Consider the following 25905-nt stretch of genomic DNA (forward strand, 5'->3'; position numbering starts at 1 on the left):
CGGTAGCCGGCGAGGATGCCCAGAGGCACACCCAGTAGCAGGAACACCGCCAGCGCGGTGAGCGTGTTCACGAGCGCGGGATTGATGCCGTACAGCAGACGGCTGAGCACGTCGCGGCCCACCGTGTCGGTGCCCAGCCAGTGCGCACCCGACGGGCCGCTGAGTACGGTGCTCAGGTCCTGCTCGTCGGGTGAGTACGGGGCGATGGCGGGGGCGAGCAGCCCGGCCAGTACCAGCAGAGCGAGGTAGGCCGTCGCCACCGCGCCCAGGGGCTGCCGGCCGAGGGCGCGGCGCAGCCGACGGGGTTCGGGGGCGGGCTTCGCTGTCGGTGCGGAGGCCGGGACGGCCTCTCTGTTCATGGACTTCGTCGTCATGACGTGCGCACCCTCGGGTTGACGACGTGGTAGGCCACATCGACGAGGAGGTTCACGGCGATGACGATCATCGTGAAGTACACGACGACTCCTTCGATCAGTGGCAGGTCGTGGGAGGCGGTCGCCTGGACGGCGGTGCTGCCCAGCCCGGGGATGGCGAAGATGAACTCCACGGCCACGGTCCCGCCGAGGGCGCCGACGAACACCGTGCCGATCACGGTGAGCACCGGGACGGCGGCGTTCTTCAGGGCGTGCCGGTAGACCACGGACCGTTCCGGCACCCCGGCCGCCCGCAGTGTGCGGACGAAGGGCTGGTCGAGCGCGGTCGCCACGGCGTCGCGGCTCTGCTTGGCGATCACGGCGGTGGCCGGGACCGCCAGGGTGACGACCGGCAGGACCAGGGAGTCGAACCACGCCGCCGGGTCCTCGGGCAGTGCCACATAGCCGGTGGGCGGGAAGAAGGGCAGCTTCACCGCGAAGAGGACGACGAGGACGAGCCCCAGCCAGAAGTCGGGAACGGCGAGGCCGATGATCGATCCCGACTTGACCGCCTGGCCCAGTACGCCTCGCCGGGCGCCGCGGACTCCGAGCAGGATCCCGACGACGGCGGCGAGGAGGGTGGCGCCGATGATCAGTGACAGCGACGGCTCGAGTCGGTCGTCGAGTTGGGCGGTCACCGGCTGCCGGTTGATCAGCGAGGTGCCGAAGTCGCCGTGCAGCGCCTTGGACAGCCACCGCCAGTACTGGACCCACAGGGGCTGGTCCAGGCCCAGTTCGTGGCGTGCGGTGTCCAGTTGCGCGTCGGTGGCGTTCTGCCCCAGCAGGGACCGGGCGGCATCACCCGGCAGGAGCGCCACGAGGACGAAGGAGATCCCCGAGGCCACGAGTGCCAGCGGGACGGCCCAGGCCAGCCGGCGCAGGACGAGCCTCAGCATCGGTCACCTCTGCTCACGCTGCTCACGGGCGTGCGCATCGGCTCAGCTCTCCCGGCGCAGATCGGCGAGCGAGGGAACCCCGGCGTTGGCCGTCGTGGCCTCCAGGCCGGTGAGACCCTTGGCGAGGTAGTAGCTCAGGGGTGCGCCGACGACGGGAAGTGCCCATGCCTGCTTCACGAGGTAGGCGTTGATCTGCTTCTGCAGCGCGGCGCTGTCCTTGTCGTCCGCCGCGAAGTACTGCTTGTACAGCGCGTCGAGGCGCGGGTCGGCCGTGTGGAAGGGGTTGAACGGTCCCTGCGGGTTGACCACACCGACGTGCAGCGTGGCCATGTTCGCCAGGCCGTACGCGATCACGGGGGCCGGATACTTCCCCGAGACCATCGCGACGAAGTAGTCGCTCGCGGTCGGCTTCGTGGTGATCTTGAGCTTGACGCCGACCTTCGAGAGCTGGCCGGACACCGCCTGCGCCATCTTGTCGAGCCCGACGAGAGTGGTGTCGAGCACGGGAAGCGTGAACCCGTCCGGGTATCCGGCCTCGGCGAGGAGGCTCTTGGCCCGCGCCAGGTCGTAGGGGTAGGTGGCGTCGAGCGAGGCGTCGTGCCCGGCCTGTCCGGGGAGGGCGTACTGGGCGAGTGCCAGCTTCTCGTCGCCGTACAGCGCCTTGGCGATGGCCTTGCGGTCGACGGCGTAGTTCAGTGCCTGCCGCACCCGTACATCGCTCAGCGGCTTGCTGACCTTGCCCTGCCGGTCCGCGAGGTTGAGCCCGGTCAGCGCCTGCGGCGGGGCCTGTACGGTGAGTCCGGCGTCCGAGGCCGCCTGGAGTGTGGTGGCATCGCCCAGCGCGGCCTGGACCTGACCGGCCCGCATCGCCTGGATCATCGACGACGAGTTGGGGATGACCCGGATCGTCACCTGCTTCCAGTGCTGCCGACCCTTGTTCCAGTAGTGCGGATTGGGGACGAAGGTGTAGTGGTCCGAGGCGACCGTCCGGGTCGCGTCCAGCATGTACGGTCCGGCGCCGGCCGTGCCGTTGTCCAGGGACGCGGGCTTGCCGACCGCCTTCGGGCTGACGATGTTCCCCGCGCCGAACGCCTGGGCGAAGGCGAATGTCAGGTTGGGGTCGGACGCGCGCAGCTTGAGGCTCACGGTCAGGGGGCCGGTGGCCTCGACGGACTCCACACTGCCCAACAGGCCGGCCGTGCTGCCGGTCTTCTGGGCTCTCTCGTAGTCCAGGTACGTCTTCACCGCCTGGGCGTCCAGCGCCGTGCCGTCGCTGAACTTGACGTCCTTGCGCAGGGTCAGCTCGTAGGCGCGGTTGCCCTTCCCGACGTAGCCCCACTTGACCGCGAGCCCGGGACCGAACGTGCCGTCGGCCCGCATGACCACCAGCGAGTCGTACGCCCACTGGTAGAAGGACGTGTACGCGGGGTCGCCGACCGCCGGGTTGAGGCTCGGCGGCGACAGCGGAGAGCCGAAGGTGAGCTCGGCGCCCACCTTCCCGGCACCGGCCTTCGAGGCCGCGCCCCCCGAACAGGCGGTGAGGACCAGGGCGGTGGCGGCGACCACGGCTGTCGCCGCGCCGCTGCGCGGTCGGGGTGCCTGGAATCTGCGGTGGGACAGGCGAATGGACACGGTGATCTCCGGCGACTCTGAGGAGTTTATCGATTTAGCAAGACAGGAACCCGGCAGCGAGGTGCGCGGGGTGCGTTTGACTGGCTCAGGATGATCGGGGAGGGCCCGCCTGATGGTGCAGGAGGCCCGTTCGCGGCTCGACGAACTTCGGGTATCCCGCGGTGGCGAGATCTCGGTGTACCTTGCTCAAAGGTTTTAGCAGGATGCGCCCGACCGGGCGCCTCGTCAAGCCCCCGTTCTATGCTTCCCGAACCCGAGCACCGGACGACGCGAGCCACAGATGGAGGAGCCCATGCCCCAGCGGCGGGTGACACTGGCCGACGTGGCCCGGCGTGCGGGACTCTCCACCACCGCGGCCTCGCTGGTGTTGAACAAGCGGCCGGGGACCCGGCTTTCCGAGGACGCGCAGCAACGCGTTCTCGCCGCCGCCGAGGAACTGGGCTACCGCCCCAACGCCGCCGCACGCAGTCTCCGTACCCGCAAGAGCGCCACGATCGCCTTCGTGTCGGACACGGTCGCCACCACGCGTTTCGCCGGGGACATGATCCGGGGTGCTCTCGACGCGGCACGGGAACAGGGCCATGTGCTGCTCATCGCCGAGACCCAGGGCAACGCCGACCTCGAGCGGGAGGCGATCGAGGCGATGCTGGACCGCCAGGTCGACGGCATCGTCTACGCCGCCATGTACAGCCGCAGGCTCGCGGTCCCGCAGGAGATCCTGGGCCAGCCCACGGTCCTGCTCAACGCCACCTCGGACGATCCGGTGCCCTCCGTACTGCCGGCCGACGAGGAGGCGGGGCGCGCCGTGGCCACCGCGCTCCTCGACCACGGGCACCGCCGGATCGCCGTCATCGGGCGCGTGGAGGAGAAGGAGCGCGACCCGTGGAAGTCCCTCGCCGTCGGCCCGCGGCTCCGGGGCATACGGCGGGCCCTCGCCGATCGCCGTCTACGGCTCGTCGGCGCCGAGTACACCGCCGAATGGGAACCCTCGGACGGGTATGAGGCCATGACCGCGCTGCTGGGGCGGGCCAACCCGCCCTCGGGGGTCATCTGCATGAACGACCGGCTGGCCCTCGGCGCCTACCAGGCCGCTGCCGAGGCGGGGTTGGGCATCCCGGACGACGTGTCGGTCGTCTCCTTCGACGACGATCCCATCGCCACCTGGCTCCGCCCCGGGCTCACCACCGCCGCCCTGCCCCACGAGGACATGGGGCGGCTTGCCGTACGGCTGCTGCTCGACGACGATCCCGGTCCGGGAGTGCGCTGGGTTCCGATGCCCCTGCGGGAGCGCGGTTCCATCGGCGCCCCCTCGCGCTGACCGGCATCACCGGTCCGCGGCACCGCGACAAACTGGCCATTGCGCTGGAGCCGTACAGACCCCATGATGCTAAATCGATTGAGCAGGTCGATCGAGAAAGTCGATCGAGCAAAGGAGACCGAAGCATGCTGCGTCTGGCCGACCACTGGGTCTGGGACAGCTGGTACGCGCGGGACGACGAAGGCCGGCACCACGCCTTTTTCCTCCGCGCCTCCCGCGCCCTGCACGATCCCGAACGCCGTCACCGAAGGGCGTCGATCGGGCACGCCGTCTCCACCGATCTGCACACCTGGGAACTCGACGCCGACGCCCTCGTGGCCGCCGACGGGCCGGCCTGGGACGACCTCGCCACCTGGACGGGCAGCGTGGTACGCGGCCCGGACCGGCGGTGGTATCTCTTCTACACCGGGCTCACCCAGGCCCCGGACCGCCATGTGCAGCGCATAGGCGTGGCCGTCTCGGACGACCTGACCGTCTGGCGACGGCACGGCGACAAACCGCTCGTGGAGCCCGATCCGACCTGGTACGAGGACCGCGACGCCACCTCCTGGGCGGGCGAGGCGTGGCGGGATCCCTACGTCTTTCCCGATCCGTCCGGCGACGGCTGGCACATGCTCATCACCGCCTACGCCAAGCAGCGCCCCGCCCACGGCGGTGGAGTGATCGGGCACGCCTGGTCGCCCGACCTGCTCAACTGGCAGGTGCGGCCCCCGCTGACAAAGCCCGCCGGATTCGGTCACCTGGAGGTCCCGCAGGTGGCCGTCGTCGACGGCCAGCCGCTCCTGCTGTTCTGCAGCAACTACGCCGAACAGCCCCTGACCCATCAGATCTGGGTGGTGCCCGGCCCGTCCCTCACCGGCCCGTGGGACATGACGCAGGCACGGCCCGTGCCGGTGGCGAACCTGTACGCGCCACGCCTGGTGCGGGACACCACCGGGGGCTGGAACCTCTTGGGCTTCGTCGAGGAGCGCGACGGGCTGTTCGCGGGTGAGCTGTCCGATCCGATCCCCGTTCGCTACACACCCGAGGACGGCCTCGGTGTCATCGCCTGACCCGAGCCCGATCACCCCTTGCTAAATCCATTCAGCAGGGTGCATCCTGCGGAAACCGGACCCACGACCCCCACGACCCCGAGGAGAAACGCCATGGCCGCTCATCACGAGGGCCTCGTCGCCGCCGGGTACGGCACAGTCGCCGACGCGTTCACCGCGGCCCTGGCCCGCAGCACACGCGGCGGCGCGGCGCTGACGGTCATGGTCGGCGGCCAGAAGGTGATCGACCTGTGGGGCGGTACCGCCGACGCCCGCGACGGCCGCGCCTGGACCCAGGACACCCCCAGCGTGACGTTCTCCTGCAGCAAAGGGCTCCTCGCCGTCCTCGTCGCCCGGCTCGTGGCAGCAGGGAAGATCGACCTCGACCTGCCGGCCGGCACCTACTGGCCCGAGTTCGGCCAGGCCGGGAAGGAGAGCATCCCCGTACGGTGGCTGCTGTCCCACCAGGCCGGCCTGTCGTACCCGACCGAGGACGTGACGAAGGCCGATGTCGTCGCATGGCATCCCGTCGTGGACAAGCTCGCCGCCCAGGCTCCGCTGTGGGAGCCGGGGACCGGTTACACCTACCACGCTCTGACCTACGGCTGGCTCGTCGGTGAGATCGTCCGCCGCGTCACCGGCCAGAGCGTGGGCGAGGCGTTCGCGGAACTGGTCGCCGGGCCGCTCGGCGCCCGTGCGTGGTTCGGCGTGCCGCGCGAGGAGCTCGCGTCGGTCGCCGTTCTGGCGATGGCCCCCGACCTCGATGTCGAAGCGATGCCGCTCCCACCGGAGTTCGCCTCCTTGAAGAGGGCCGTCACCCTCGGTGGCGCCTTCCCCAGCACACTCGCCGGGACGGGCACCGGCTTGAACGACCCTGACATCCAGGCCGCCGAAGTCCCCGGTGGCGGGGCGGTCGCGACCGCACGGGCACTCGCCGAGATCTGGTCCTCGACGATCCTGCCCACGAGTACGACCCGGCCTCTCCCGCAGGACGTGGTGACGGACATGGTGCGCGTCCAGTCCTCCGGCCAACAGGTACTGGGTCTCCCGGGCGTCCCTGAACCCAGCTGGGGAACGGGCTTCATGGTCGACAGTCCCGCCCGTCCGTTCCTGACCTCGTCGTCCTTCGGCCATGACGGCGCGGGCGGCCAGCTCGCCTTCGCCGACCCGACCCATGGAGTCGGCTTCGGCTTCGTCACCAACGACGCGCGGGGAGCGGGGGACAGTCGAGCCCTGGACATCCTTGACGCGCTTCGCCGGTCCCTCTCAAAAGAACGGGAAATCAGGTAATGACCACCGCGCTTCCGCCTCACACCGCTACAGCACCGCCGAGCCCGGCCGCTCGCGCCGCCGACCGGTTCCTGACCCGCCTGATGCGGTTGCCGGGGACGCGGTACGGCTACCGGGTCGAGCGGAACCTGCCCGCGCCGACGCGCGACGGCGCCGTCCTGATGACGGACCACTACGCGCCCAACACCGGCAGCCCGAAGGGCACGGTCCTCGTGCGCACACCGTACGGGCGCGCATTTCCCGGCAATCTGGAGGCGAGGGTCTACGCGGACCACGGGTATCACGTGGTGTTGCAGAGCTGCCGTGGCACGTTCGGCTCCACCGGGGACTTCTACCCGATGGCGAACGAGGCCGACGACGCCCAGGACGCCGTGGCCTGGCTGCGGACCCAGCCGTGGTTCGACGGGCGGCTCGCGACCTCCGGCGGTTCCTATGTGGGCTGGACCCAGTGGGCGCTGCTGATGGATCCGCCCGCCGAACTGCGTACCTGCTTGATCGCTGTCGGGCCCCACGACATGCACGACGCGGTGTACGGTACCGGCGCCTTCCAGGTGAACGACTTCCTGTCCTGGGCGGCGGCGCTGGTCAACCAGGAGCGAGTCACCGGGCTGCGGGCCGTGGCTCAGCTGCTGACGATGAAGCGACGGCTGGCCCCGGTCTTCGACGCCCTCCCGCTGGCCGACGCGGCCGACGAGACGACCGAGCACCGCGCGCCGTGGTTCCGGGAATGGCTGACGACCCCGGACTCCAACGAGCCCCCGTGGGGCCGGCTCCAACTCGATGCCGCCCTTCAGCGGGCGAACGTACCGGTGCGCCTCGTCGCCGGCTGGCAGGACCTCTTCGTCGACCAGAACCTGCGGCAGTACGAGTCACTGCGTGCGCGTGGGGTAGATGTCTCCCTCACTGTCGGGCCCTGGACCCACAACGAACTGGGACAGAAGGGGATGGGGCGTCTGCTGCGTGGCAATCTGGCGTGGCTGGAGACGCACCTGGCGGACGAAGCGCCTGCACAGCCACGGTCCACCTTGCCCGTCGAGGTGTACGTCACCGGGCTGGGCGCCTGGCGACAGCTCGCCCAATGGCCGCCGGCCACGGACCAGACCGTGCGCTACCTGCAACCGGACGGCAAGCTCCTGGCCGACGAGCCGACCAGCGGCGCCCCCTCCACGTACGTCTACGACCCGGCGAACCCCACCCCCACCCTCGGCGGCCCCCTGCTCACCCTCGACGGCGGAAGCAAGGACAACGCGAAACTGGAGAACCGCCCCGACGTCCTCACCTTCACCACCGACCCCCTGACCACCCCGCTGGAGATCATGGGAACACCGGTCGTCGACCTGGCCCACACCAGGAACAACCCCCACGCCGACGTCTTCGTACGCCTCTGCGACGTCGACCCCAAAGGCGTCTCCCGCAACTTCGCCGAAGGACTCCTCCGCCTCGACCCCACCTCACCCCTCGACCAGGTCCAGACCGTACGCGTACACCTGGACGCCTGCGCACACCAGGTCAAGGCCGGACACCGCATCCGCCTGCTCATAGCCGGCGGCTCCCACCCCCGGTACACACGCAACGAGGGCACCGGCGCGACGCCGCCCGGCACCGGAACCGAACTACGGCCCTGCACCCACACCGTCCACCACGCCCCCGGCACGATCTCCCGCGTGGTGCTGCCGACACCCTCCGAGTGAGACGGACTCGTCCGTCCTGACGATCCCCGTCCGCTCGCCCATGAAGACCGCAAGCTAATAAGCTATGCCTATGTCTTCACTCGCGAGCGAACGCTACACCGACCGCATCGCCACCGGTCCGCTCATCCTCGTCCAGGAGGTTCTCAACACCCGCGCCGCCGGCAAGCCCGCGCTCGACGACCTGCTCTCGACGCCGGATTCCGCGACGTCGTGGCTCTCCGGTGCGCTGGACGAATGGAGTCGGCGGTCCGGGACGGAGGCGCCCGCGATCGAGGTCGACGAACCGGGGCTGGTACGGCTTCAGCAGCTCCGCGCGTCGCTTCAGCTGACGGTGTCGGGTGTGGTGCGTGACGCTCCGGTCCGATCCGCGCCGAAGGGGGTGAGCGGTTCGCTCGAGGTGCGGATCGACGCCGATGGCGTCTTCTCGCTGGCGCCGCGCGGCAAGGACGTCCCGTGGGTCGTCGCGACCGCGCTCAACGAGATCACGAACGCCCAACTGACGGGCACGTGGCGGCGCTTGAAGATGTGCCGTAACCGGGTCTGCTCGGTTGCCTTCTACGACGGCACCAACCCCAACAACGGTGCCTGGCACGACGTACGCATCTGCGGTAACGCCGTGAACCTTCGGGCCTCGCGGCAGCGTCGGGCGGCCGACCTGCCCCGCCCGGCTCCTCAGCCTTTCGCTGCCCGGCAGGAGCCCCACAGCGCACCTGGATTGATGCGTGAGGGGTGACGCTCCAGCATGTACTCGTAGAGCTCGAGAGTGCTGGTGGTGCGCTGCACGCCGGTGTTGAAATCGAGGATGTAGCGGCGGGTCTCCTCGATGTGACGCGGATCGTCGTCGGCGGCCGGGTCCTTGTGACCCGCGACGATCGCGGTCGGCGCCAGCGCCTCGACCGTGTCGAGAGCCCGCAGCCACTCTGCTCGCCCGTCCGCGTCCGATTGGGCGAGCATGAGGTGCACGTTGTTGTAGATCACGTCGCCTGCGACGACCAGGCCCAGATCGGGAACGTGCAGACAGGTGGTGTTGTCGCCGTCGGTGTGTCCCAGGCGGACCGGGCGGACCTCCGCCCCGCCCACGGTCAGGATTTCGCCGGCGAGCGGCTCGGCGAGCACCAGTCGCTCAGGTATCTGCTCGGGGAACCAGGCACGCCAGACCGCTTTGAGGACCTCGGGCGAGGACTGATACGCCATGTCCTCGACGACCTCGGGCAGCGCGAAGGCGCGCGCGCCGGGGTACTGCCGCAGAACGGCTCCGAGCCCGAACCAGTGGTCCCCATGGCCGTGCGTGACGTACACGCTCGTCACCGGGGCATCACGCTCGACGAGCCACCGCAGCAGGCCCTCCGACTGCGCGATCGTGAAGAGCGGATCCACCAGCAGCGCCTCTCCCCCGTTCGAGATGAGGATGCTCGACGTCGGTGACCAGGCACGCTCGCGCTGATCGGGCGGCACGTCGGCGTTGGTGGTCGGCATGCCGTCGGCGATGTGAACGGCGTAGGTCAGGGCGTTCGACGTCATGGGTGGGCTCCTCGGATGCTCGGGCGGTGGTTTCAGAGCGATGACATTGACGTAAGCATAGACCCTATGCTTACGTCATCAGAGCTCGCGTCGGCCGAGAATCCCGAGAGCCACTGGCTCCGGTTCGTCGCCGCAAGAGAGCGATCGTCAAAGGAGACACGAGATGAACAGCCCAGCGACGAAGGCGCCGACCGCGGTGCTCGTCCACGGATATCTGGACGACGGCGCCATCTGGGACAGCGTCCGTACCGTCCTCGCCGAGCGGTCGATCCACTCGGTCGCGTTCGAGCTCGCCGGCATGGGTGCGCGCGCCTCGGATCAAGGGCCGTTCACACTCGCCCGCTGGGCCGACGACCTCGAGAGCGTCGTGCGCGCGACGGAAGGCCCCGTCGTGCTGGTCGGGCACAGCATGGGCAGCCAGATCGCCGAGCTCGTCGCCGCCCGCCTGCCCGGTCAGGTGCGCTCGCTCGTCCTGGTCAATCCGATCCCGCTCGCGGGCACCCACCTACCCGCCGAACAGATCGCCCCCTTCCAGGCGCCGGATCTCGGACTCGACGCGCAGCGTGCCTTCCGTGGCGCGCTCGCCACCGCGTTCCCGGCCGAGGAGAGCGACCGGCTCGCCCAAGTCGCCCTGCGTGTCGCCCAGTCGACGATCTCCGACACGGCGACGGCATGGAACAACGGCCATCCGGACGGGCAACAGCCCAGCAAGTACGACGGGAGCGTCACCGTCCTGCGCGGCGACAACGACCCCTTCGTCACCGAGGAGATCGTCTCCGCGTATGTCACGCCCCGCTTCCCGGGCGCCACCTCGCAGACGATCGCCGACGCGGGTCACTGGGCGCACGCCGAGAACCCTGCGGCGGTCGCCGCCGTCATCGGCACGGTCGTCGAGGCCTCGAACTCCGCCGACGACCGTCCGGCCGAGGCCTGGACGAGTGCGTTCAAGCAGCGCACCCAGGAGTCCTTCGGGTTGGCGCTCTCGCCGAACGTGCGGATGGAGGCGAGCGCGCTCGCCAAGCCGGTCGAGCGCAAGGAGCACGTCGAGGCCCTCATGGCCGCGGTGAGTTCCGTGTACGAACGGCTCGAGTTCGTCCGGAAGGCGCAGGACGGCCCGCGGACGTATCTGGAGTGGGAGGCCGCCGCGTTCGGTGGCTTCGCGATGAAGGGGATCACGATCCTCACGCGTGATGACGAAGGGCTCATCACGGAGATCGCCATCCACCATCGTCCCTTCGGTGCCGTGGTGCAGATCAACGCGAAGGTCGGGGCACCCCTCGTCGCGGCCGGCGTCATCCCCGCCGAGTACTTCAACTTCACGGAAGGCGAATGATCATGACGGAACGCATCGACGTCGAGTTCACGGCGGACGGGGGCGTGACTCTGCGGGGCTGGCTCTACCTGCCGGACGCCGAGGGTGAACGCCCCGCGATCACAATGGCGCACGGATTCGGCGCCAACCGGGAGATGGGCCTCGACCCATACGCGCGCAAGTTCGCCGACGCCGGGTTCGTGGTGCTCGTCCACGATCACCGCACGTTCGGCGCGAGCGACGGCGAGCCCCGCAACGACGTCGACCCGTGGCGTCAGATCGCGGACTGGCGCCGCGCGATCAGCTTCCTGGAGGCCCGGCCGGAGGTCGACGCGGACCGCATCGGGGTGTGGGGCTCGAGCTTCTCGGGCGGTCATGCGATCGTGCTCGGCGCGACCGACGTGCGGATCAAGAGCGTGGTGTCGCAGGTGCCCACCATCAGCGGATTCGAGCAGTGGCAGCGCAAGGTTCCGCCGGACCGCATCGCCGCCTTCGAGCTCGCCCAGGCCGACGACGAACGCGCCCAGGCCGCCGGCGCCGAACTGCGCTACCAGACCTCCATCGGCGACGATCCCACCGACCCGGCCCTGTACGGCAGCCCGGACGCGGTGCGCTTCTACCACGACCTGGTTCCGCCGGGACGCGAGAACAACACGGTGACGCTGCGCTCCAGCCGGGCCGCGCGGCTGTACGAGCCGGGCGTATGGATCGCCCGGGTCTCGCCCAAGCCGCTCATGATGATCGTCGAGACCGGTGAGACGGTGGTCCCGGCCGACATCCAACTGGCCGCCTTCGAGCGCGCGCTGGCGCCGAAGGAGCTGGTGCTGCTGCCCGGCGGGCACTTCGACGCCTACAAGGTGCACTTCGAGGAATCCAGCGGCGCCGCGCTGTCGTGGTTCCGCACGCACCTCGACCCGGTCGCGGTCCCGACCGGCTCGTGAGTCGGAGGCGGTTCCGGCTGCTGCTGGAACCGCCTCCCCAGGCGCCGCGTCTGCCACCTCCGAGTGCAGGCGCGGCATCGGCTCAACCGCGCACGGCCGCCGCCGGTCGTACGACGTACTGGCGCAGATACAGGTCGCGGTAGGTGACAGGGCCGCGGGGGCCGGGGACACGGTCGATGTTGATGCCGGTCTCCGGCAGGCGCAGGAGCTTGAAGCCGTCGAGGAGACGTGTCGTGGAGTTCCAGAAGACACCTGAGCCGCCGTAGGCGTCCATGAAACGGTCCGCGGTGTCCGGGTCGTGGGTGGCGATGGCGGCGGCCAGGCCGGAGGTCTCCTCGTTGGCGATTTGAGCGGCGTGAACCGGGCCGTCCGCCGCGTCGATCGTCACCGTTGCCGCGTTCTCGGAGTCCAGAGACCACTCGTAACCGCGCGCGTGGGTGTGCGGCGGCAGCGATGCCGCGATGCCCAGGCCTTGGAGGGTTTTCAGGATGCCCGGCAGCAACTGGTCGTGGGCGGCCCGGTCGATGAGGAGCAGGTTGAGGCGGTTGCAGACGCCCAGCCGGTCCAGGCTGCCCGTGATCAGTTCGTGCACCAGCTTCTCGTCGGCGTCCGGGGCCACGTACAGCACACCCCCGCCGTCCGCGTGGGCCAGGGTGCGCACGCCGTGCCGAGCGGCCTCTCGGCCGAGTTCCCGGGTGCTGTCTCCGCTGCCGCGCAGGATGACCAGGGGGACGGTCTCGGGCAGTGACACCAGCGCGTATGCCGCCGCCCGGTCCTCGCTCGGCACCAGCTGGATGGCGTCCGGGTCCAGTCCCGCGTCGGCGAGAGCGGGCGTGATCACGTGGGTGATCAGGGCCTGGGAGGAGCGCAGGGCCGCCGAACCGGTGCGCAGGACGCCGCCGTTGCGGGACTTGAGGAACTGGGAGGCGACGTCGAGTGTGACATTCGGACGTGCCTCGAAGTTCGCGCCGATGACACCCACCGGGCGCCTGCGCTCGAGCAGGACCAGACCGTCGGGACGCTCCTCGATGACGGTGTCCCGGGGCTCGTGCGGCACGTCCGCCAGCGTACGCAACGCCGCGGCCATGTCCTCGAGGCGCGGGCCGGTCAGCCGCAGGCGGTCCTGCAGTGCCGCCGACATCCCGCTCGAGGCGGCCGAACGCAGGTCTTCCTGATTCGCCGCCGTCAGCACGTCGCGAGCCGTGTCCAGCCGCTCCGCCATGGCCCGCAGCGCGGTGTCGATCTCCACGTCCGACGCCCGGGCCAGGGCCGCCGAGCCCTGCGTCGCCCGGACTGCGCAGGCGCGCACCGCCTCCTGTACGGAGGGGGGCACGCTCATCTCGTTGCTGCTCACATCGGTCCCTTCACAGTCACGCGCGACACTCGGCGAATGAGCGACAGGAGGATCGTTCAACAATCCCCCTATGCGCCCACTGTAAACCGCCCAGTTTTCTCGGGGCAAGCAGTAACACGCGGAGGCTCTGACCGCATCCCGAAGGGAGTGAACTCGCTACGAAGGTTGCAGGGAACCGCAAGGCGGCCACGGCCGGCACATCAGCGGGACCGCGTCACGACCCGGAGGGACGGACACGTTGACGGGCCCGGTGGGCGCGCAGGTTCTCCGGGTTTCCGCAGGTCCTGGTGGAGTGCCATACACCGCTGTTGTTGCGGGATCGGTCGAAGAACGCCGTTGTGCAGCGCGTATTGCGGCAGATCTTGAGTCGGCGCCAGGTGTCCGCCTGCTGAGCCTGGAACACCTCGAGGAGCACCAGCGCGGCCACATACCGCCAGCCCTGGCCGCGCGGTTCCAGGACGGCCCGTCCACTGCGGTCCATCCGTACGGCCGCCGCCGCGACATGGACGGCGGGCGCGACGGTCTGGCCGTCGGCGTCCGTGCCGTCGTCGCTCCGTGAGGCGAGAACACGCCGCAACTCGGCGCGCAGGCCGCGCAGTTCCTCGAGATCGTCCTCGGTGAGACGCACCTGCGCGGCGGGCTGCTCCCTCTCCTGGGACCAGCGGTCCAGCGCCTGATCGACCCAGGCCTGCGCGTCGGCGAGGTCGTCCAGGAGATCGGCCGCCCGCGGTCGGCCGGCGGGAATGGTGTTGAGCAGATCGTGCACCAGGGCCAGCCCGAGCGGCGCCGGATCGACCTCGTAGCGCGTGGACGCGGACCACACCATGCCCCTGCCTCACCTTCGCCGGGCGTTCGCCCTGCCGACATGACCGTGACCGTTTGGCCACTGCCTCAGGGTACGACACCCTCACCCCCTTGAAGTGAAAGAAGCTAAAGGCGTAAGGTTCTTTCATCTGATGGGTGTCCGCCCACGCTGTCCCGAGCCTAGGAAGTTCCATGCCGGTTCTCACCCACTACCTCGACGGTGACGGCGACGTCGCCACGATCGTTCTCGACAACCCCCCGCAGAATCGCTTCGCACCCGAGTTCGCCCAGGAGCTCAGCGAAGCCGTCGACGCCATCACCCGCAGCCCGGCCCGCGCCGTGGTACTGCGGGCCGAGGGACCCGACTTCAGTTACGGCGGCGACTTCCGCCCCTGGGTCGGCGCCGACCGCACCAGCCTGCGGGCCGACTTCGACCACATCCTGGCCGTGATCAACCGGTTCGAACAGCTCCCGATCCCGGTCGTGGCCGCGGTGCAGGGGCTGTGCTACGGCGGCGGTTTCGAGCTCGCGCTGCGGGCCGACATCATCCTCGCCGGTGAAAGCGCCCGCTTCGGCCATCCCGAGCAGTCGCTCGGCATCGTCACCCTCCTCGGCGGTATCCACCGCGTGGCCGAACGGGCCGGCCGGGCCCGCGCCTACGAATGGGCACTGACCTCCGAGCAGGTACCCGCCACGGTCATGGCCGAGGCCGGCGTCATCAACCGCGTCGTCCCCGACGCCGAACTCCGCACCGAGGCCGAGTCCTTCGCCCGCAAGATCGCCGCAGGCCCCACCCGGGCCCACGTGGTGCACAAGTCGCTGCTGCGCTCCTGGGTCACGGGCGGCATCCCCGCCGCCGACCAGCAGCTGTTCGACCTCGCCGTCCCGCTCTTCGAGACCGAGGACGTCAAGGACGGCCTGGTCTCCGCCGCCAAGGCCCTCAAGGAGGGCCGCCCCCGCCCCGTACTGCCGTTCAAGGGCCGCTGAGCCGCAGCTCTCCCCCACACACACTCACCAAGGGACACCGCATGATCATCGACTCCGCCGACCTGGACGCGAAGTCCGCCTACAAGCTGCTCATCGGCAGTGTCATCCCTCGCCCCATCGCCTGGGTGAGCACCCTGTCCACCGAAGGCGTGGGCAACCTGGCCCCCATCTCCTTCTTCACCGTCGTCGGACGCAAGCCGCCCCGGATCTCACTGTCCATTCAGCCGCGCTCCGACGGGGCCACACTCAAGGACAGCTTCGTCAACATCCGGGACACCGGTGAGTTCGTCACCAACATGGCCACCCTGCCGCAGATCAACGGGCTGAACCGCAGCGCCTTCGAGTTCGAGCCCGACGTCGACGAGTTCGACGCGGTCGGACTGGAGCAGGAGCCGTCCGAGGTCGTCCGTCCGCCGCGCATCAAGGGCGCGCCCGTCGCGTTCGAATGCACCGTCGAGCACATCTTCTCCTCGCCCGACGGGCTCAACAACGTCGTCTGGGGCAACGTGGTGCGCTTCTACATCCGGGACGACCTCTATGTGGGCGGCCGGATCGACTTCGGCGCCATCGCTCCGGTGGGGCGACTCGCCGCCGAATACACCCTGGTGGACAACGCGTTCGAGGCACCGCTCGACGCCGAAGTGGTCCGGGAGCGCGCCGGTCGCCGTATGGTGCGCCTGGACGGCAAGGACACGTACTACTCGCCGATCGACACACCCCACTGGTCACCATCGGGCTCCACGACGACACTCGACTGACGTCAGGACGTGACGCTTCCCGCACTCAGGTTCTCGAACAGCACCATCCCGGCCGCCGTGTTGGACGCGGGCACGTGGTAGGCGTCGTACACGCGGCGGATCCGTGGTCCCAGGGCGCCGCGCATGATCAGCCACATGATGAGCTCGATGCCTTCGGAGCCGGCCTCGCGGATGTACTCCTCGCGGGTCAGCGCCGCCAGCTTCTCCGGGTCGTGCTCGATGGCGTCGAGGTACATACGGTCGAAGTCCTGGTTGATCAGTCCCGCGCGGGCGCCCGCGAGTTGGTGGGACATGCCGCCGGTACCGAAGACCGCGACCTTGAGATCCTCGGGGAAGGAACGGATCGCCTCGCCGAGGGCCCTGCCCAGCGCCAGACACCGTGCCGCCGTGGGCTGCGGGTACTGGATGACGTTGACCAGAAGGGGGACGACAGCGCACGGCCAGCTCTCCCCGGGGTCGGGGCAGTACACCGACAGCGGCACGGTCAGACCGTGGTCGACGGCCAGGTCCTGGAACACCGTGATGTCGAAGGAGGAGTCGATCAGGCTTTCGACGAGATGATCGGAGAACTCGGGGGCGCCGATGACGGCCGGGACCGGGCGGCTGCCCCATCCCTCGTCCGCCACCTCGTACGAGGCCGCCGCGCCGATCGCGAAGGTCGGTGTGACGGACATGTCGACGGCGTTCGCGTGGTCGTTGTAGACGACCACCGCCACGTCCGGCGTGTGCCGGGCCATCCACTCCCGGGCCGGGGTGTACCCGTCGAACAGCGGCTTCCAGTACGGGTCCTGGGTCTTCCCGTGGTCCATCGCCGCGCCGATCGACGGCACGTGCGAGGTGGCCAGTCCCCAGATCACCTCAGCCAAAGCTCCGCCCTCCCGCCCTGAGTGCCTGCGTGAACTCCTCGGTGGTCATGCCGGTGAACACACCTCCGAGGTACTGCATCGACTTCTGGTCCAGCACCGCCAGCTTGAAGACGTAGAAGATGGAGCCGCCCAGCTCCAGCATCCGCGTCCAGTCCCGCGTCAGCACGGCCTCCCGCTGCTCGGCCGTGAGCCCGTACTCCTCGCAGTACGCGCCTTCGTCGGCGCTGAACCTCGCCCGGTTGCCGGCGTCCTTCAATGATCCGCAGAGCCGGTTCAGCGCCCGGCCCCGACGGCTGTCGGCGGTGTCGAAGACGTAGGTGCCCGTGATGTGGGGTGTGCGGGTGGTGGACATGGCTCCTCCTCTCCCTTGTCTTGGTCCGGTCAGTGCAGCAGGCCACCGCCGTCGCAGACGAGTGTCTGCCCGGTGACCATGGCCGCGTCCGGGGAGGCGAGATACGAGACGAGTCCCGCGAAGTGCTCCGGGGTGACGTACTCCTGGATCGCCTGCTGCCGCATGGTCGCGGCGAAGACCTCGTCACCGGAGTGGGCCCGGGTACCGGGGGTGGCGACCTGGGCGGGTGCCACCGCGTTGACCGTGATCCGCTGCTCACCCAGCTCTCGCGCCATCACCCGGGTCATCCCGATCAGCGCGCCCTTGCTCGCTACGTAGGCGAGTTGGCCCGGGGCGCCGGTGAAGAAGGTGCGGGAGGCGACATTGACCACCCGTCCGCGGTGGGCGCTCCTGGCCAGCCACGGCACGCACGCCTGCACCATCAGCAGCGGGCCGACGGCGTTGACGTCGAAGAAGCGACGCAGCTCCTGCGGGGTGGTGTCCAGCAGACTGCTCCGGCCGGACAACAGGCCCGCGTTGTTGACCAGGACGTCCACGCCACCGTAGGTCTCCGCGACCTCCTCGACCGTACGGCGTGTGGCGTCCGGGTCGCTGACGTCGCAACGCCAGGTCCGTACGCCGGTGTTCTCCGCCCCGTCGCTCGGTTCCGTGATGTCCAGCGCGGCGACGGTGAACCCGTCGGCGGCCAGTCGGCGCACGACAGCCTCACCGAGTCCACCCGCCGCGCCCGTGACCACGGCGACGCGCACGCCCTGCGCGGTCATGGCGCCTTCTCCTGCGGATGGGTGGCCAGGGCCTCCACGGTGATGTCCATCCACTTCCACATCGGCAGCGACACCAGGGCGTCGTGCAGTTCCGCCGGGTCCGCCGCCTCGTACAGGCCGATGGTCGCGTTGCGGCCCGGCACCCGCCACAGCCGTTTCAGGATCCCGGCCTCGCGGAGTTCCGTCGCCCGTGCCCGCTCCCCCTTGCGCAGGCTGTCGCGGACGTCGTCAGGGGTGTCGGGGGGCAGGGTGTTCTCGGTGCGGACGAGGAATTCCATGCGGGTCCTCCCTTTCGAGGCCTCAGGCCAGTTCCAGCAGCAGGTCCGCCAGTTCACCGGGGGCGGTGACCATGGCCTCGTGGCCGGTGGCGATCTCGTGGACCGGCCAGCCGAGGGCGGCGGCGCGCTCGGCGTGCGGGGTGAACACCCGCATCCAGTCCGTGCATTCGACGAAGACCCCGGGGACCTGGTCGCCCTTGCCGGTCAGCCGCAGCGGCTCGGTGTACGTCAGCCAGGGGTGCGGGGTGAGGCGGGCCCCGAGCCAGTCCAGGTCGGCCTGTTCCGTCACGCCCAGGACGCTCAGCGAGCGCACCGGGATGAGCCAGCCGAAGCCGGGCCCCGCGACGGACTCCCGGTAGTGCCCGGCGATGGTGTCGGGCAGCAGGTCGATCGCCGCGTCACCGTCGCCGCCGACGAACGCATCGACGTGGACCCGCCGGGCCAGCCGCTCCGGGACGCGGTCCGCGACCCCGGTGACGACCTGACCGGCGTAGCTGTGCCCGACGAGCACCACGTCCCGCAGGTCGTGGGCCTCGATCAGGGCCACGACGTCCTGGACGTGCGTCGTCAGACCCACGTGGGGACCGAGCAGATGGGCACGGTCGCTCACCCCGGTGAGCGTGGGGGCGTACACCTCGTGCCCGGCGGCGCGTAGCCTCGGCGCCACGCGCTGCCACACCCAGCCGCCGTGCCAGGCCCCGTGCAGGAGGACGAAGACGCTCATGCCGGTACTTTCCCTCGCTGTTCGCGGGCCAGCATCTTCGCCAGGGCCCGGCGTCCGCGCAGGGCGGCCAGGTCGGAGCGGATGCTGGACTCGGCGGTGCCGCCCGGATCGGTGGCGTACATCAACTCCTGGGCCTCCAGGGCGTCCACGTCCTCCTGCATCACCGCGAGCTGCTGCTTGTGCTGGAACTCGGTGAGCTCCTTGTCGTCGATGAGGTAGTCGCGGGCGAGGGCGTAGAAGTCGTGGGTCTCGTTGCCGAGCCCGGGTGTCATGCCGTACAGCACCTTCATGTGGAAGCCCTCCGGTTCCTCGGTGCCGGTGGCCGCGACGCGGATGTGGAGGACGAAGATGCCGGGCGGGTGGAACTCGCCGTCCTGCCAGCGGTCCACCGGCGTGGTCAGTCCCATGGACTTCTCGTAGAAGGGCGGGGCGTCGATGCCGGTCATGCGCCGGCTGAAGCCGACCCGGTCGCCGTCGACGGTGACATCGATCGGGGTGGCGGCGACGGCGGCGTTGCCGATGCTCGTCGGGTGCAGGAACGTCTCGTGGGTGAGGTCGAGCAGGTTCTCCACGAGCAGCAGATGCCGTGCCTTCAGCGGCACGACGCCGTGTACGTGGGTCCAGCGCGGGTCGGTGAGCCACGAGGTGTCCGGCAGCAGGCTCGCGTCGGCCAGGCCGGGATCGCCGGGCCAGATCCAGATGGCGCCGTCCTTCTCGGCCAGGGGAAAGCGGCGCAGGGCGGCCTTGGGACGGTCGGCCTGCTCGGCGACGCCGACGCACACGCCCTGCCCGTCGAAGCGGTAGCCGTGGTAGTCGCACTGGAGGGTGCCGTCGTCGTCCAAGTGCCCCAGGGAAAGCGGGTACTTGCGGTGGGGGCAGCGGTCCTCGACGGCGGTGACCGTGCCGTCGGGCAGCCGGTAGAAGCAGACCGGGAGGTCCGTGATCCAGCGCCGGGTGAGGCTCCGGCCGATCTCGTCGGACCAGGCTCCCAGGTACCAGCCGTTGCGCACGTGTGCGGAGAGCATGACGGCAACGCCTTTCAGTCAGAGGTCGAGTACGAGGCGGCCGCCGCGGGGGCGGGCACGGGAGACGCAGATCATCATGGTGTCGCCGGCGGCCCGCTCGTCGTCGGTGAGGAGGGAGTCCCGGTGGTCGATCTCGCCCGCCAGGACGGCGGTCTCGCAGGAGCCGCAGATGCCCTCCTCGCAGGAGGACAGGACCGCTACGCCCGCCTCCTCCACCGCCTTGAGCACCGACTGTCCGGGCGGCACGGCGAGCGTCACCCCGGACGAGCGCAGCTCGACCTCGAACGCCTCGTCGGCCTCACCGTCGCCGTCGCCGTCGCCGTCGCCGGAGCGCTGCCCCGGCGTCGCGGCGAACCGCTCCACGTTGAGCGATCCCTTCGGCCAGGTGGCGCAGTGGGCCTCGACCGCGTCGATCAGCCCGGCGGGGCCGCAGCAGTACACCAGGGTGGCGGGGTCGGGTTCGCCGAGGTGGCCGGCGAGGTCGAGCAGTCCGTACTCGTCCTGCGGCCGTACGGTCACGTGGTCGCCGTAGTGCTCCAGCTCGGACAGGAACGCCATGGACGCGCGGGTCCTGCCGCCGTAGAGCAGCGACCAGTCGGCGCCGGCCGCCTCCGCCTCGGCGATCATCGGCAGCAGCGGGGTGATGCCGATGCCACCGGCGACGAACAGGTACCGCGCGGCCGGTCGCAGGGGGAAGTTGTTGCGCGGTCCGCGTACCCGCAGCTCGCTCCCCTCACGGACGTTGTCGTGGATCCACTGCGATCCGCCGCGTCCGTCGGGCTCCCGGAGCACCGCGACGCGCCAGCAGTCGGTGACGGTCGTCGGGCCGCACAACGAGTACTGACGGACGGTGCCCGTCGGGAGGACCACGTCGATGTGCGCCCCCGGCTGCCAGGGCGGCAGGGGGACGCCGTCTCGCGGTGCGAGCACCAGGGACGCGACGCCGTCCGCCGCCGTCTGCCGGGAGAGTACGGCGACTGTGCCGCTGTACTCGGCGTCGCGTGGTGCCGGGGCGGTCGCGGCAAGGGCCGTCCTGAGCGGGAGCACCTCCGGGGCGGCGGTCGACGGGCTCGTCATGTGCGTCATCTCCTCGGCGCGGTCGGGGGTCTCGTGGCACCTTCGACGCTAGTCACGGGGAACGCGCAGGTCGTCGCGCTAATGACCGGACCCGGACGGCGGAAGGTCCGGGTCCGGCTACGTCATCCGTCGCGTTCGCCGGTGTCCCGGCCGGGTTCCGGGGCCTGGTCGAGGTGGATGTGCAGCGGTTGGTCCGTGCTCCACAGGGCCTCGACCACGGCGTGCAGATGCTCGGCGTCGACCCGCCACAGGGGTTCGCCGTAACGGTCGTCCCGGGTGACGCCGTCCGAGGGGACGGCGTCGGCCAGCAGTTCGCGTTGACCGAGTTGACCCTGGGCACGGTTCGCGGCGTCCGTTTCCGGCGGGAACTCCACGAACAGGGCCGTCTCGCGGAAGGGGACCCAGATGTGCGTGGTCACCGTCATGCCAGCGTCCCGGTCGTCTCGGGGTAGAGCCGGACATACGCCTCGCCCATGGTCGTGTGCGGAAGGCCCAGGTTGGGACCGGCGTTGCGCTTCAGCTGGACGCCACGGCGCTTGGCGAGGTCGGTGTAGTAGTCCCACATGTGCTGCTGGGCGGCGAGGCACTCCATGGCCTTGCGCTTCCTGTAGAAGACGGGCGTGATGTCGAGCAGGACGTTCGGTTTGAAGTCGCACTGCTCGGGCTGGTGCGGTTCGAAGAAGAACACCGGGGGTGCGCCGAGCGGTTCACCGGGTGCGTCGTAGCCGACCGCCTGGGCGAGTACCCGGGCCTGGAGCGCCATGCGTGCGGCGGCGGGGTGGTCGCCGTTGTAGGGGTCGGTGAGGGTGTGGGTGAGGACCACCGAGGGGTTCACCTCCCGGTACACGCGCACGATGCGGTCCACCAGCTCGGGGGTCTCCGTCAGGGGGTAGTCCCCGGCGTCCAGGAACTCGATCTCCGCGCCCAGTGCGGCGGCGGCGCCGGTGGCCTCCGTGCGGCGGAGTTCCTTGATCGCGTCGAGGCGGAGGCCCTCTCGCCAGGCGCGGGCCGACTCGCCGCGTTCGCCGAAGCTCAGGCACAGCACCTTGGCACGCTGACCGCGTTCTGCGGCGAGGGCTATGGCGCCGCCGGCCCGCCAGACGAAGTCGCCGGCGTGCGCGCTGACGACCAGCAGGGCGCCGCCGGAGGGCTGGGAGGACGTGACGGTCATCTGGACTCCTTGGGGTCGGACGGGAGCGGGGTGTGCGCCGGACGAACGTCGTGTGCGCTGCGAACCGGCGGAGAAGGCGGGTTCGAAAGGTGTTCGACGAGAGGTTCGGCTGCGGAAGTGATCACCTGCGCGAGGGCGAGTGCCGTACGAAGTCCGGCGCGGCGGCGCGGTGTTGACGCGAGGTGGGCGGGTCGGAACGGACCGGCACGTCGTTCACCATATCGCGAAAGTTTTTGTTGACAATAATGTTGACTTCGAGCAATCTCCTGACACCATTCCTGGAGCAACCCGGAGGAGACATGCCCCACCGCTATGTCGTCGTCAGGAACATCGACCGACCGGCCCCGGACGTCGTCGCCCGGCTCGCCGAGGCCGGGGTGTCCACGGTTCACGAGGCCATCGGCCGGCGTGGTCTCGCGGGGACCGGCTTGCGGCCGAACCAGCGGAACGTGCGGATGGCGGGCCCGGCGGTGACGGTCAGCTCGCACCCCGGAGACAATTTGATGATCCACGCGGCGGTCGAGGTGTGCCGCCCCGGGGACGTCCTCGTGGTGACCACCACCTCCCCGTCCACGGACGGCATGTTCGGCGAACTGCTGGCGACGTCCCTCGCCGCCCGCGGTGTCATCGGCCTGGTCACGGGGGCCGGAGTGCGCGACACCGCCGAACTGCGGGAGATGGGCTTCCATGTCTGGGCCCGGGCCGTGTCCGCGCAGGGCACGGTGAAGGCGTCCCCCGGCTCGGTCAACGTGCCCGTGACGCTCGGCGGGGTGTCCGTCCGCCCCGGGGACGTCGTCGTCGCGGATGACGACGGTGTCGTTGTCGTACCCCTCGAGGAGGCGGAGGAGGCGGCCGAGTCGGCGGAGAAGCGGATCGCCAAGGAGGCCGTGAACCGGGAGGTGCTGCGGTCGGGGACACTGGGCGTCGACCACTACGGACTGCGCGCCCGGCTCGCCGAACTCGGCGTCACCTACCAGGACTGACTTCACGATGAGCACTCCCAGCACTACTTCCGGTACTGCCGGTACCCCCGTCGGATTCGACGTCACCGGTGCGATCCGGGACGCTCTGCTGCGCGGCGAGTACGTGCCACGACAGCGTCTGGTGGAGGCGGACCTCTGCGAGCAGTTCGGGGTCAGCCGCGCCACCGTGCGGACGGCGTTCCAGCAGCTGGCGGCGGAGGGGCTGGTGGAGATCCAGCGCAACCGCGGCGCCCGCGTCCGGGAGATCACCTTCGCCGAGGCCGTCCAGATCACGGAGGCCCGCATGGTCCTGGAGGGGCTGATCGCCGCGCGAGCGGCCGAGCGGATCAGTCCGGACCAGGCCGAGACGTTGCGCGGCATCTGCGCGGACATGGCGAAGGCGGTGGCCGACGGCGAGCTCGCGGAGTACAGCGACCTCAACGCCCGCCTGCACTCCCGCATCCGCGACATCGCGGGCCACGAGACCGCCGACCGGCTCATCGAACAGCTGCGGGCCCAGGTGGTCCGGCACCGGTTCATGCTCTCGCGGGTGCCCGGCCGGGCTCGTGCGTCGCTGCCCCAGCACCAGCGGATCGTCGAGGCCATCGCCTCCGGCGATCCGGTGGAGGCCGAAGCGGCCATGAGGGACCACATCGCCAGCGTGGTCGAGGCGCTGAGGGCCCTGGAAGCGAGCGGCACACGGAGGGTCGAGACGCCCCCGGACCTCTGACGGCGACCACGGCCCGAGCGACCGGCCGGACCGCGACGCCGCGAACCGCGCGTCCGCCGGTGGACGACGGTCGCGTGGTCGCGCGGTCGCGTGGTCGCGTGGTCGGCACGACGATCGGCAGCCGGTCGAGGCGGCGGTCTCCGGTCGTGGGGCCGTAGGTCGGCCGGCCCTGGGTCCCCGTCGTCCTGGGAACGGCGTCAGCCTCCCGCCGCCGCACCGGCGTTCTGGGCCGTCGCCCTGGCCCAGGCGATTTCGAGCTTGCCCGTCGGTGTACGGGGCAGGGCCTCCCTCAGTACGACGGACCGCGGGACCTTGTAACCGGCGAGGCCGCGCCGGACCCAGTCGCGCAGTTCCTCACCGGTGACGGTGGCGGCCGACCCGACCGCGACGACAGCCGCGACCCGCTCGCCCCACGTCTCGTCGGGGACTCCGACGACCACGCAGTCCGTCACCTCGGGGTGCGTCAGCAGGACGTCCTCCACCTCCTGCGGGTGCACCTTCTCCCCGCCGGTGTTGATCACGCCCGAGCCGCGCCCGAGGAACCTGATCGCGCCGTCCGCCTCGATCTGGGCGAGATCGCCGGGGATGGCGTACCGCACGCCCTCGATGGTGCGGAACGTCCGGGCGCTCTTGCCGGTGTCCTTGTAGTAGCCGAGTGGCATGGGCCCGCAGTAGGCGAGGTTCCCGGTCTCACCGCTGCCGGGCTCGACGAAACGGTCACCCTCGCCGATCACCCTGGCCGCGGGCACCGGACGGAACCGGGTCGGCAACTCCCGTACCGACGAGGTGATCCCCAGGGCGAAGGGGCCGCCCTCGCTGGAGGCGATGGCGTCGACGACCGTGACATCGGCGCGTTCGTGCAGCGCCTTCTTCAGCCGGTCGTCGAGCGCGGTGCCGGAGCTGATGACCGTACGCAGGGAACGCAGGTCGTACGGCTCGTCGGCGCCTTCCGCACGCACCAGCTCGTCGACGAGCGGCCTGCAGACGGCGTTGCCCGCGACGAGCAGGGTGTCGATCTCGCGCTCGGCGAGCGACTGCCAGACATGGGCCGGATCCAGTCCGCCCTGCCGTGCCATGACCGCCCGGCCGCCCACCAGCAGGGTGCCCATCGTGTTGAACAGACCGGTGGCGTGCATCAGGGGGACGACCGGCATGGTGGTCGGCGCCCTGCCCTCGCGGTGGGCGGCCACCGCGGTCGCCGCGAACTCGTCGAGCGTTTTCGGCAGTTCGGTGACGCCGGCCTGCCGGAGGATCGGGATGGAGTGGAGCAGGTCGCCGAGCTGCCACATCACGCCCTTCGGCTTGCCCGTGGTGCCGCCGGTGTACATGAAGAGCCGGTCCGAGCCGGGCCGGGGCCGGGCCTCGCGGGGCGCGTGCTTCGCGAGCAGTTCCTCCAGCTCGGGCACGGCGGGCCCGGTCGGGCCCTCGGCGGGCAGGTCCCCGGCCCGCACGAGCAGTTTCAACGTCCGTACGTGTCCTGCGGCGTGCGTGACCCGGTCCGCCAGGGCGCCGCTGAAGACGACCGCCGCCGCGTCCGCGTCCGTGAGCAGTTCGGACAACTCCTCGCCGGTGTAACGGTAGTTGGCGTTCGCCGGCACGGCCCCGAGCTTGAACGCCGCGAAGACCGTCTCCAGGTACGCGGCGCCGTTGTACAGGTAGCAGGCCACCGTGTCGCCGGCTCGCACCCCGGCTTCCTCCAGCGCGGCGGCCAGCCGTGACGCACGGTCGTCGAACTCCCGGTAGGTCAGCTCGCGACCGGGCTCGACGATGGCGACGGCATCGGGCAGGGCGCGGCAGACCGCCTCCCAGATCGTGCCGATGGACACGTCCATTCCTCAGACCTCCTCGTCCTCGGGCCTCGCCGGATCCCATCCGGGGGAGTTCGGGAATCCGGCGAGGTGGATGCCCAGGCTAGGCGTGTGGCGTCGGAGGGGGAACGCGAGCAATGACTGAACCCACTCGGCGCTTTCGACAGGCGATGAACAGGTCAAATGACGTAGCACCGCGG

26 protein-coding genes and 1 pseudogene are annotated in these 25905 nt (G+C 70.3%); 11 read left to right on the forward strand and 16 right to left on the reverse strand.

The genetic code is table 11. The annotated features are described in order from the left end of the window. The 3 genes and pseudogenes from ABZ855_RS05195 to ABZ855_RS05205 form a co-directional block, all read right to left on the reverse strand. Window positions 1-374, reverse strand: a pseudogene (locus ABZ855_RS05195) (ABC transporter); the annotation flags it as partial. Beyond that, window positions 371-1309, reverse strand: a complete 939-nt coding sequence (locus ABZ855_RS05200) for an ABC transporter permease (protein WP_360801166.1) — start codon at window positions 1307-1309, stop codon at window positions 371-373. The pseudogene ABZ855_RS05195 and the gene ABZ855_RS05200, both read right to left, overlap by 4 nt. Before the next feature lie 42 nt (window positions 1310-1351). After that, window positions 1352-2941 (reverse strand): ABC transporter substrate-binding protein, encoded by a 1590-nt coding sequence (locus ABZ855_RS05205; RefSeq protein WP_360801169.1) that lies wholly within the window; start codon window positions 2939-2941, stop codon window positions 1352-1354. Window positions 2942-3233: 292 nt separating this feature from the next. Between ABZ855_RS05205 and ABZ855_RS05210 the strand changes: the two genes are divergently transcribed. The 5 genes from ABZ855_RS05210 to ABZ855_RS05230 all read left to right on the forward strand — a co-directional run bounded on the left by ABZ855_RS05210 (window position 3234) and on the right by ABZ855_RS05230 (window position 9004). Continuing rightward, complete coding sequence (locus tag ABZ855_RS05210) at window positions 3234-4259, forward strand: LacI family DNA-binding transcriptional regulator (RefSeq protein ID WP_360801172.1); 1026 nt, start codon at window positions 3234-3236, stop codon at window positions 4257-4259. A 125-nt stretch (window positions 4260-4384) separates the two neighbouring features. After that, entirely contained in the window at window positions 4385-5311 is a 927-nt protein-coding gene (locus ABZ855_RS05215) for a family 43 glycosylhydrolase (protein WP_360801175.1), read from the forward strand. 93 nt (window positions 5312-5404) lie between these two features. After that, a complete protein-coding gene (locus tag ABZ855_RS05220; protein ID WP_360801178.1) occupies window positions 5405-6580 on the forward strand; it encodes a serine hydrolase domain-containing protein in 1176 nt (391 codons plus the stop codon). Beyond that, window positions 6580-8271 carry a CocE/NonD family hydrolase gene (locus ABZ855_RS05225; protein WP_360801181.1) on the forward strand — a complete coding sequence of 564 codons (1692 nt, stop codon included), beginning with the start codon at window positions 6580-6582 and terminating at the stop codon, window positions 8269-8271. Before ABZ855_RS05220 ends, ABZ855_RS05225 begins: the two co-directional genes overlap by 1 nt. A 70-nt stretch (window positions 8272-8341) precedes the next feature. Continuing rightward, complete coding sequence (locus tag ABZ855_RS05230; protein WP_360801184.1) at window positions 8342-9004, forward strand: CGNR zinc finger domain-containing protein; 663 nt, start codon at window positions 8342-8344, stop codon at window positions 9002-9004. Here the strand turns inward: ABZ855_RS05230 and ABZ855_RS05235 are convergent. After that, window positions 8944-9792, reverse strand: coding sequence for an MBL fold metallo-hydrolase (locus ABZ855_RS05235; protein WP_360801187.1), 849 nt, complete (start codon window positions 9790-9792; stop codon window positions 8944-8946). The genes ABZ855_RS05230 and ABZ855_RS05235 overlap by 61 nt on opposite strands. Window positions 9793-9955: 163 nt before the next feature. Here ABZ855_RS05235 and ABZ855_RS05240 point away from each other — a divergent pair, with 163 nt between their 5' ends. Both ABZ855_RS05240 and ABZ855_RS05245 read left to right on the forward strand, forming a co-directional pair. After that, window positions 9956-11125, forward strand: coding sequence for an alpha/beta hydrolase (locus ABZ855_RS05240; RefSeq protein ID WP_360801191.1), 1170 nt, complete (start codon window positions 9956-9958; stop codon window positions 11123-11125). A gap of 2 nt (window positions 11126-11127) precedes the next feature. Beyond that, window positions 11128-12045: an alpha/beta hydrolase gene (locus tag ABZ855_RS05245; protein WP_360801194.1), complete on the forward strand. Its 918-nt coding sequence runs from the start codon at window positions 11128-11130 to the stop codon at window positions 12043-12045. A gap of 82 nt (window positions 12046-12127) precedes the next feature. Here ABZ855_RS05245 and ABZ855_RS05250 read toward each other — a convergent pair whose 3' ends face one another. Beyond that, complete coding sequence (locus ABZ855_RS05250) at window positions 12128-13399, reverse strand: aldehyde dehydrogenase family protein (protein ID WP_360801197.1); 1272 nt, start codon at window positions 13397-13399, stop codon at window positions 12128-12130. Window positions 13400-13613: 214 nt separating this feature from the next. Then, window positions 13614-14225 (reverse strand): CGNR zinc finger domain-containing protein, encoded by a 612-nt coding sequence (locus ABZ855_RS05255; RefSeq protein WP_360801200.1) that lies wholly within the window; start codon window positions 14223-14225, stop codon window positions 13614-13616. A gap of 170 nt (window positions 14226-14395) precedes the next feature. Between ABZ855_RS05255 and ABZ855_RS05260 the strand changes: the two genes are divergently transcribed. Together ABZ855_RS05260 and ABZ855_RS05265 are read left to right on the forward strand one after the other, a co-directional pair. Next, entirely contained in the window at window positions 14396-15190 is a 795-nt protein-coding gene (locus tag ABZ855_RS05260) for an enoyl-CoA hydratase/isomerase family protein (protein WP_360801203.1), read from the forward strand. Between the two features lie 41 nt (window positions 15191-15231). Continuing rightward, window positions 15232-15948, forward strand: a complete 717-nt coding sequence (locus tag ABZ855_RS05265; RefSeq protein ID WP_360801206.1) for a flavin reductase family protein — start codon at window positions 15232-15234, stop codon at window positions 15946-15948. Window positions 15949-15950: 2 nt separating this feature from the next. Here ABZ855_RS05265 and ABZ855_RS05270 read toward each other — a convergent pair whose 3' ends face one another. The 9 genes from ABZ855_RS05270 to ABZ855_RS05310 all read right to left on the reverse strand — a co-directional run bounded on the left by ABZ855_RS05270 (window position 15951) and on the right by ABZ855_RS05310 (window position 22205). Next, window positions 15951-16805: a class III extradiol dioxygenase subunit beta gene (locus ABZ855_RS05270; protein ID WP_360801856.1), complete on the reverse strand. Its 855-nt coding sequence runs from the start codon at window positions 16803-16805 to the stop codon at window positions 15951-15953. Between the two features lies 1 nt (window position 16806). Beyond that, entirely contained in the window at window positions 16807-17166 is a 360-nt protein-coding gene (locus tag ABZ855_RS05275; RefSeq protein WP_360801209.1) for a protocatechuate 3,4-dioxygenase, read from the reverse strand. A gap of 29 nt (window positions 17167-17195) precedes the next feature. Beyond that, entirely contained in the window at window positions 17196-17930 is a 735-nt protein-coding gene (locus ABZ855_RS05280) for an SDR family oxidoreductase (RefSeq protein WP_360801212.1), read from the reverse strand. Beyond that, window positions 17927-18208, reverse strand: a complete 282-nt coding sequence (locus ABZ855_RS05285; protein ID WP_360801215.1) for a muconolactone Delta-isomerase family protein — start codon at window positions 18206-18208, stop codon at window positions 17927-17929. Before ABZ855_RS05285 ends, ABZ855_RS05280 begins: the two co-directional genes overlap by 4 nt. 22 nt (window positions 18209-18230) lie before the next feature. After that, window positions 18231-18932, reverse strand: coding sequence for an alpha/beta hydrolase family protein (locus ABZ855_RS05290; RefSeq protein WP_360801218.1), 702 nt, complete (start codon window positions 18930-18932; stop codon window positions 18231-18233). Next, window positions 18929-19957: an aromatic ring-hydroxylating dioxygenase subunit alpha gene (locus tag ABZ855_RS05295; RefSeq protein ID WP_360801221.1), complete on the reverse strand. Its 1029-nt coding sequence runs from the start codon at window positions 19955-19957 to the stop codon at window positions 18929-18931. Before ABZ855_RS05295 ends, ABZ855_RS05290 begins: the two co-directional genes overlap by 4 nt. A gap of 18 nt (window positions 19958-19975) precedes the next feature. Continuing rightward, window positions 19976-21034: a PDR/VanB family oxidoreductase gene (locus ABZ855_RS05300; RefSeq protein ID WP_360801224.1), complete on the reverse strand. Its 1059-nt coding sequence runs from the start codon at window positions 21032-21034 to the stop codon at window positions 19976-19978. 122 nt (window positions 21035-21156) lie between these two features. Next, on the reverse strand, window positions 21157-21459 hold the full coding sequence (locus tag ABZ855_RS05305) for a hypothetical protein (RefSeq protein ID WP_360801227.1): 303 nt from the start codon (window positions 21457-21459) through the stop codon (window positions 21157-21159). Next, complete coding sequence (locus ABZ855_RS05310) at window positions 21456-22205, reverse strand: PIG-L deacetylase family protein (RefSeq protein WP_360801230.1); 750 nt, start codon at window positions 22203-22205, stop codon at window positions 21456-21458. Before ABZ855_RS05310 ends, ABZ855_RS05305 begins: the two co-directional genes overlap by 4 nt. A 299-nt stretch (window positions 22206-22504) precedes the next feature. On the opposite strand from ABZ855_RS05310, the gene ABZ855_RS05315 reads away from it, so the two are divergent. Together ABZ855_RS05315 and ABZ855_RS05320 are read left to right on the forward strand one after the other, a co-directional pair. Further along, window positions 22505-23188 carry a 4-carboxy-4-hydroxy-2-oxoadipate aldolase/oxaloacetate decarboxylase gene (locus ABZ855_RS05315; protein WP_360801233.1) on the forward strand — a complete coding sequence of 228 codons (684 nt, stop codon included), beginning with the start codon at window positions 22505-22507 and terminating at the stop codon, window positions 23186-23188. 7 nt (window positions 23189-23195) lie between these two features. Further along, the gene (locus ABZ855_RS05320; protein ID WP_360801236.1) at window positions 23196-23897 is read left to right on the forward strand and encodes a GntR family transcriptional regulator; all 702 of its coding nucleotides are present in this window, start codon (window positions 23196-23198) and stop codon (window positions 23895-23897) included. Window positions 23898-24094: 197 nt separating this feature from the next. On the opposite strand, the gene ABZ855_RS05325 is transcribed toward ABZ855_RS05320, so the two are convergent. Further along, a complete protein-coding gene (locus ABZ855_RS05325) occupies window positions 24095-25729 on the reverse strand; it encodes an AMP-binding protein (protein ID WP_360801239.1) in 1635 nt (544 codons plus the stop codon). Window positions 25730-25905 lie beyond the last annotated feature (176 nt).

The organism is Streptomyces sp. NPDC047042, from assembly GCF_040644035.1.
Lineage (GTDB): Bacteria > Actinomycetota > Actinomycetes > Streptomycetales > Streptomycetaceae > Streptomyces.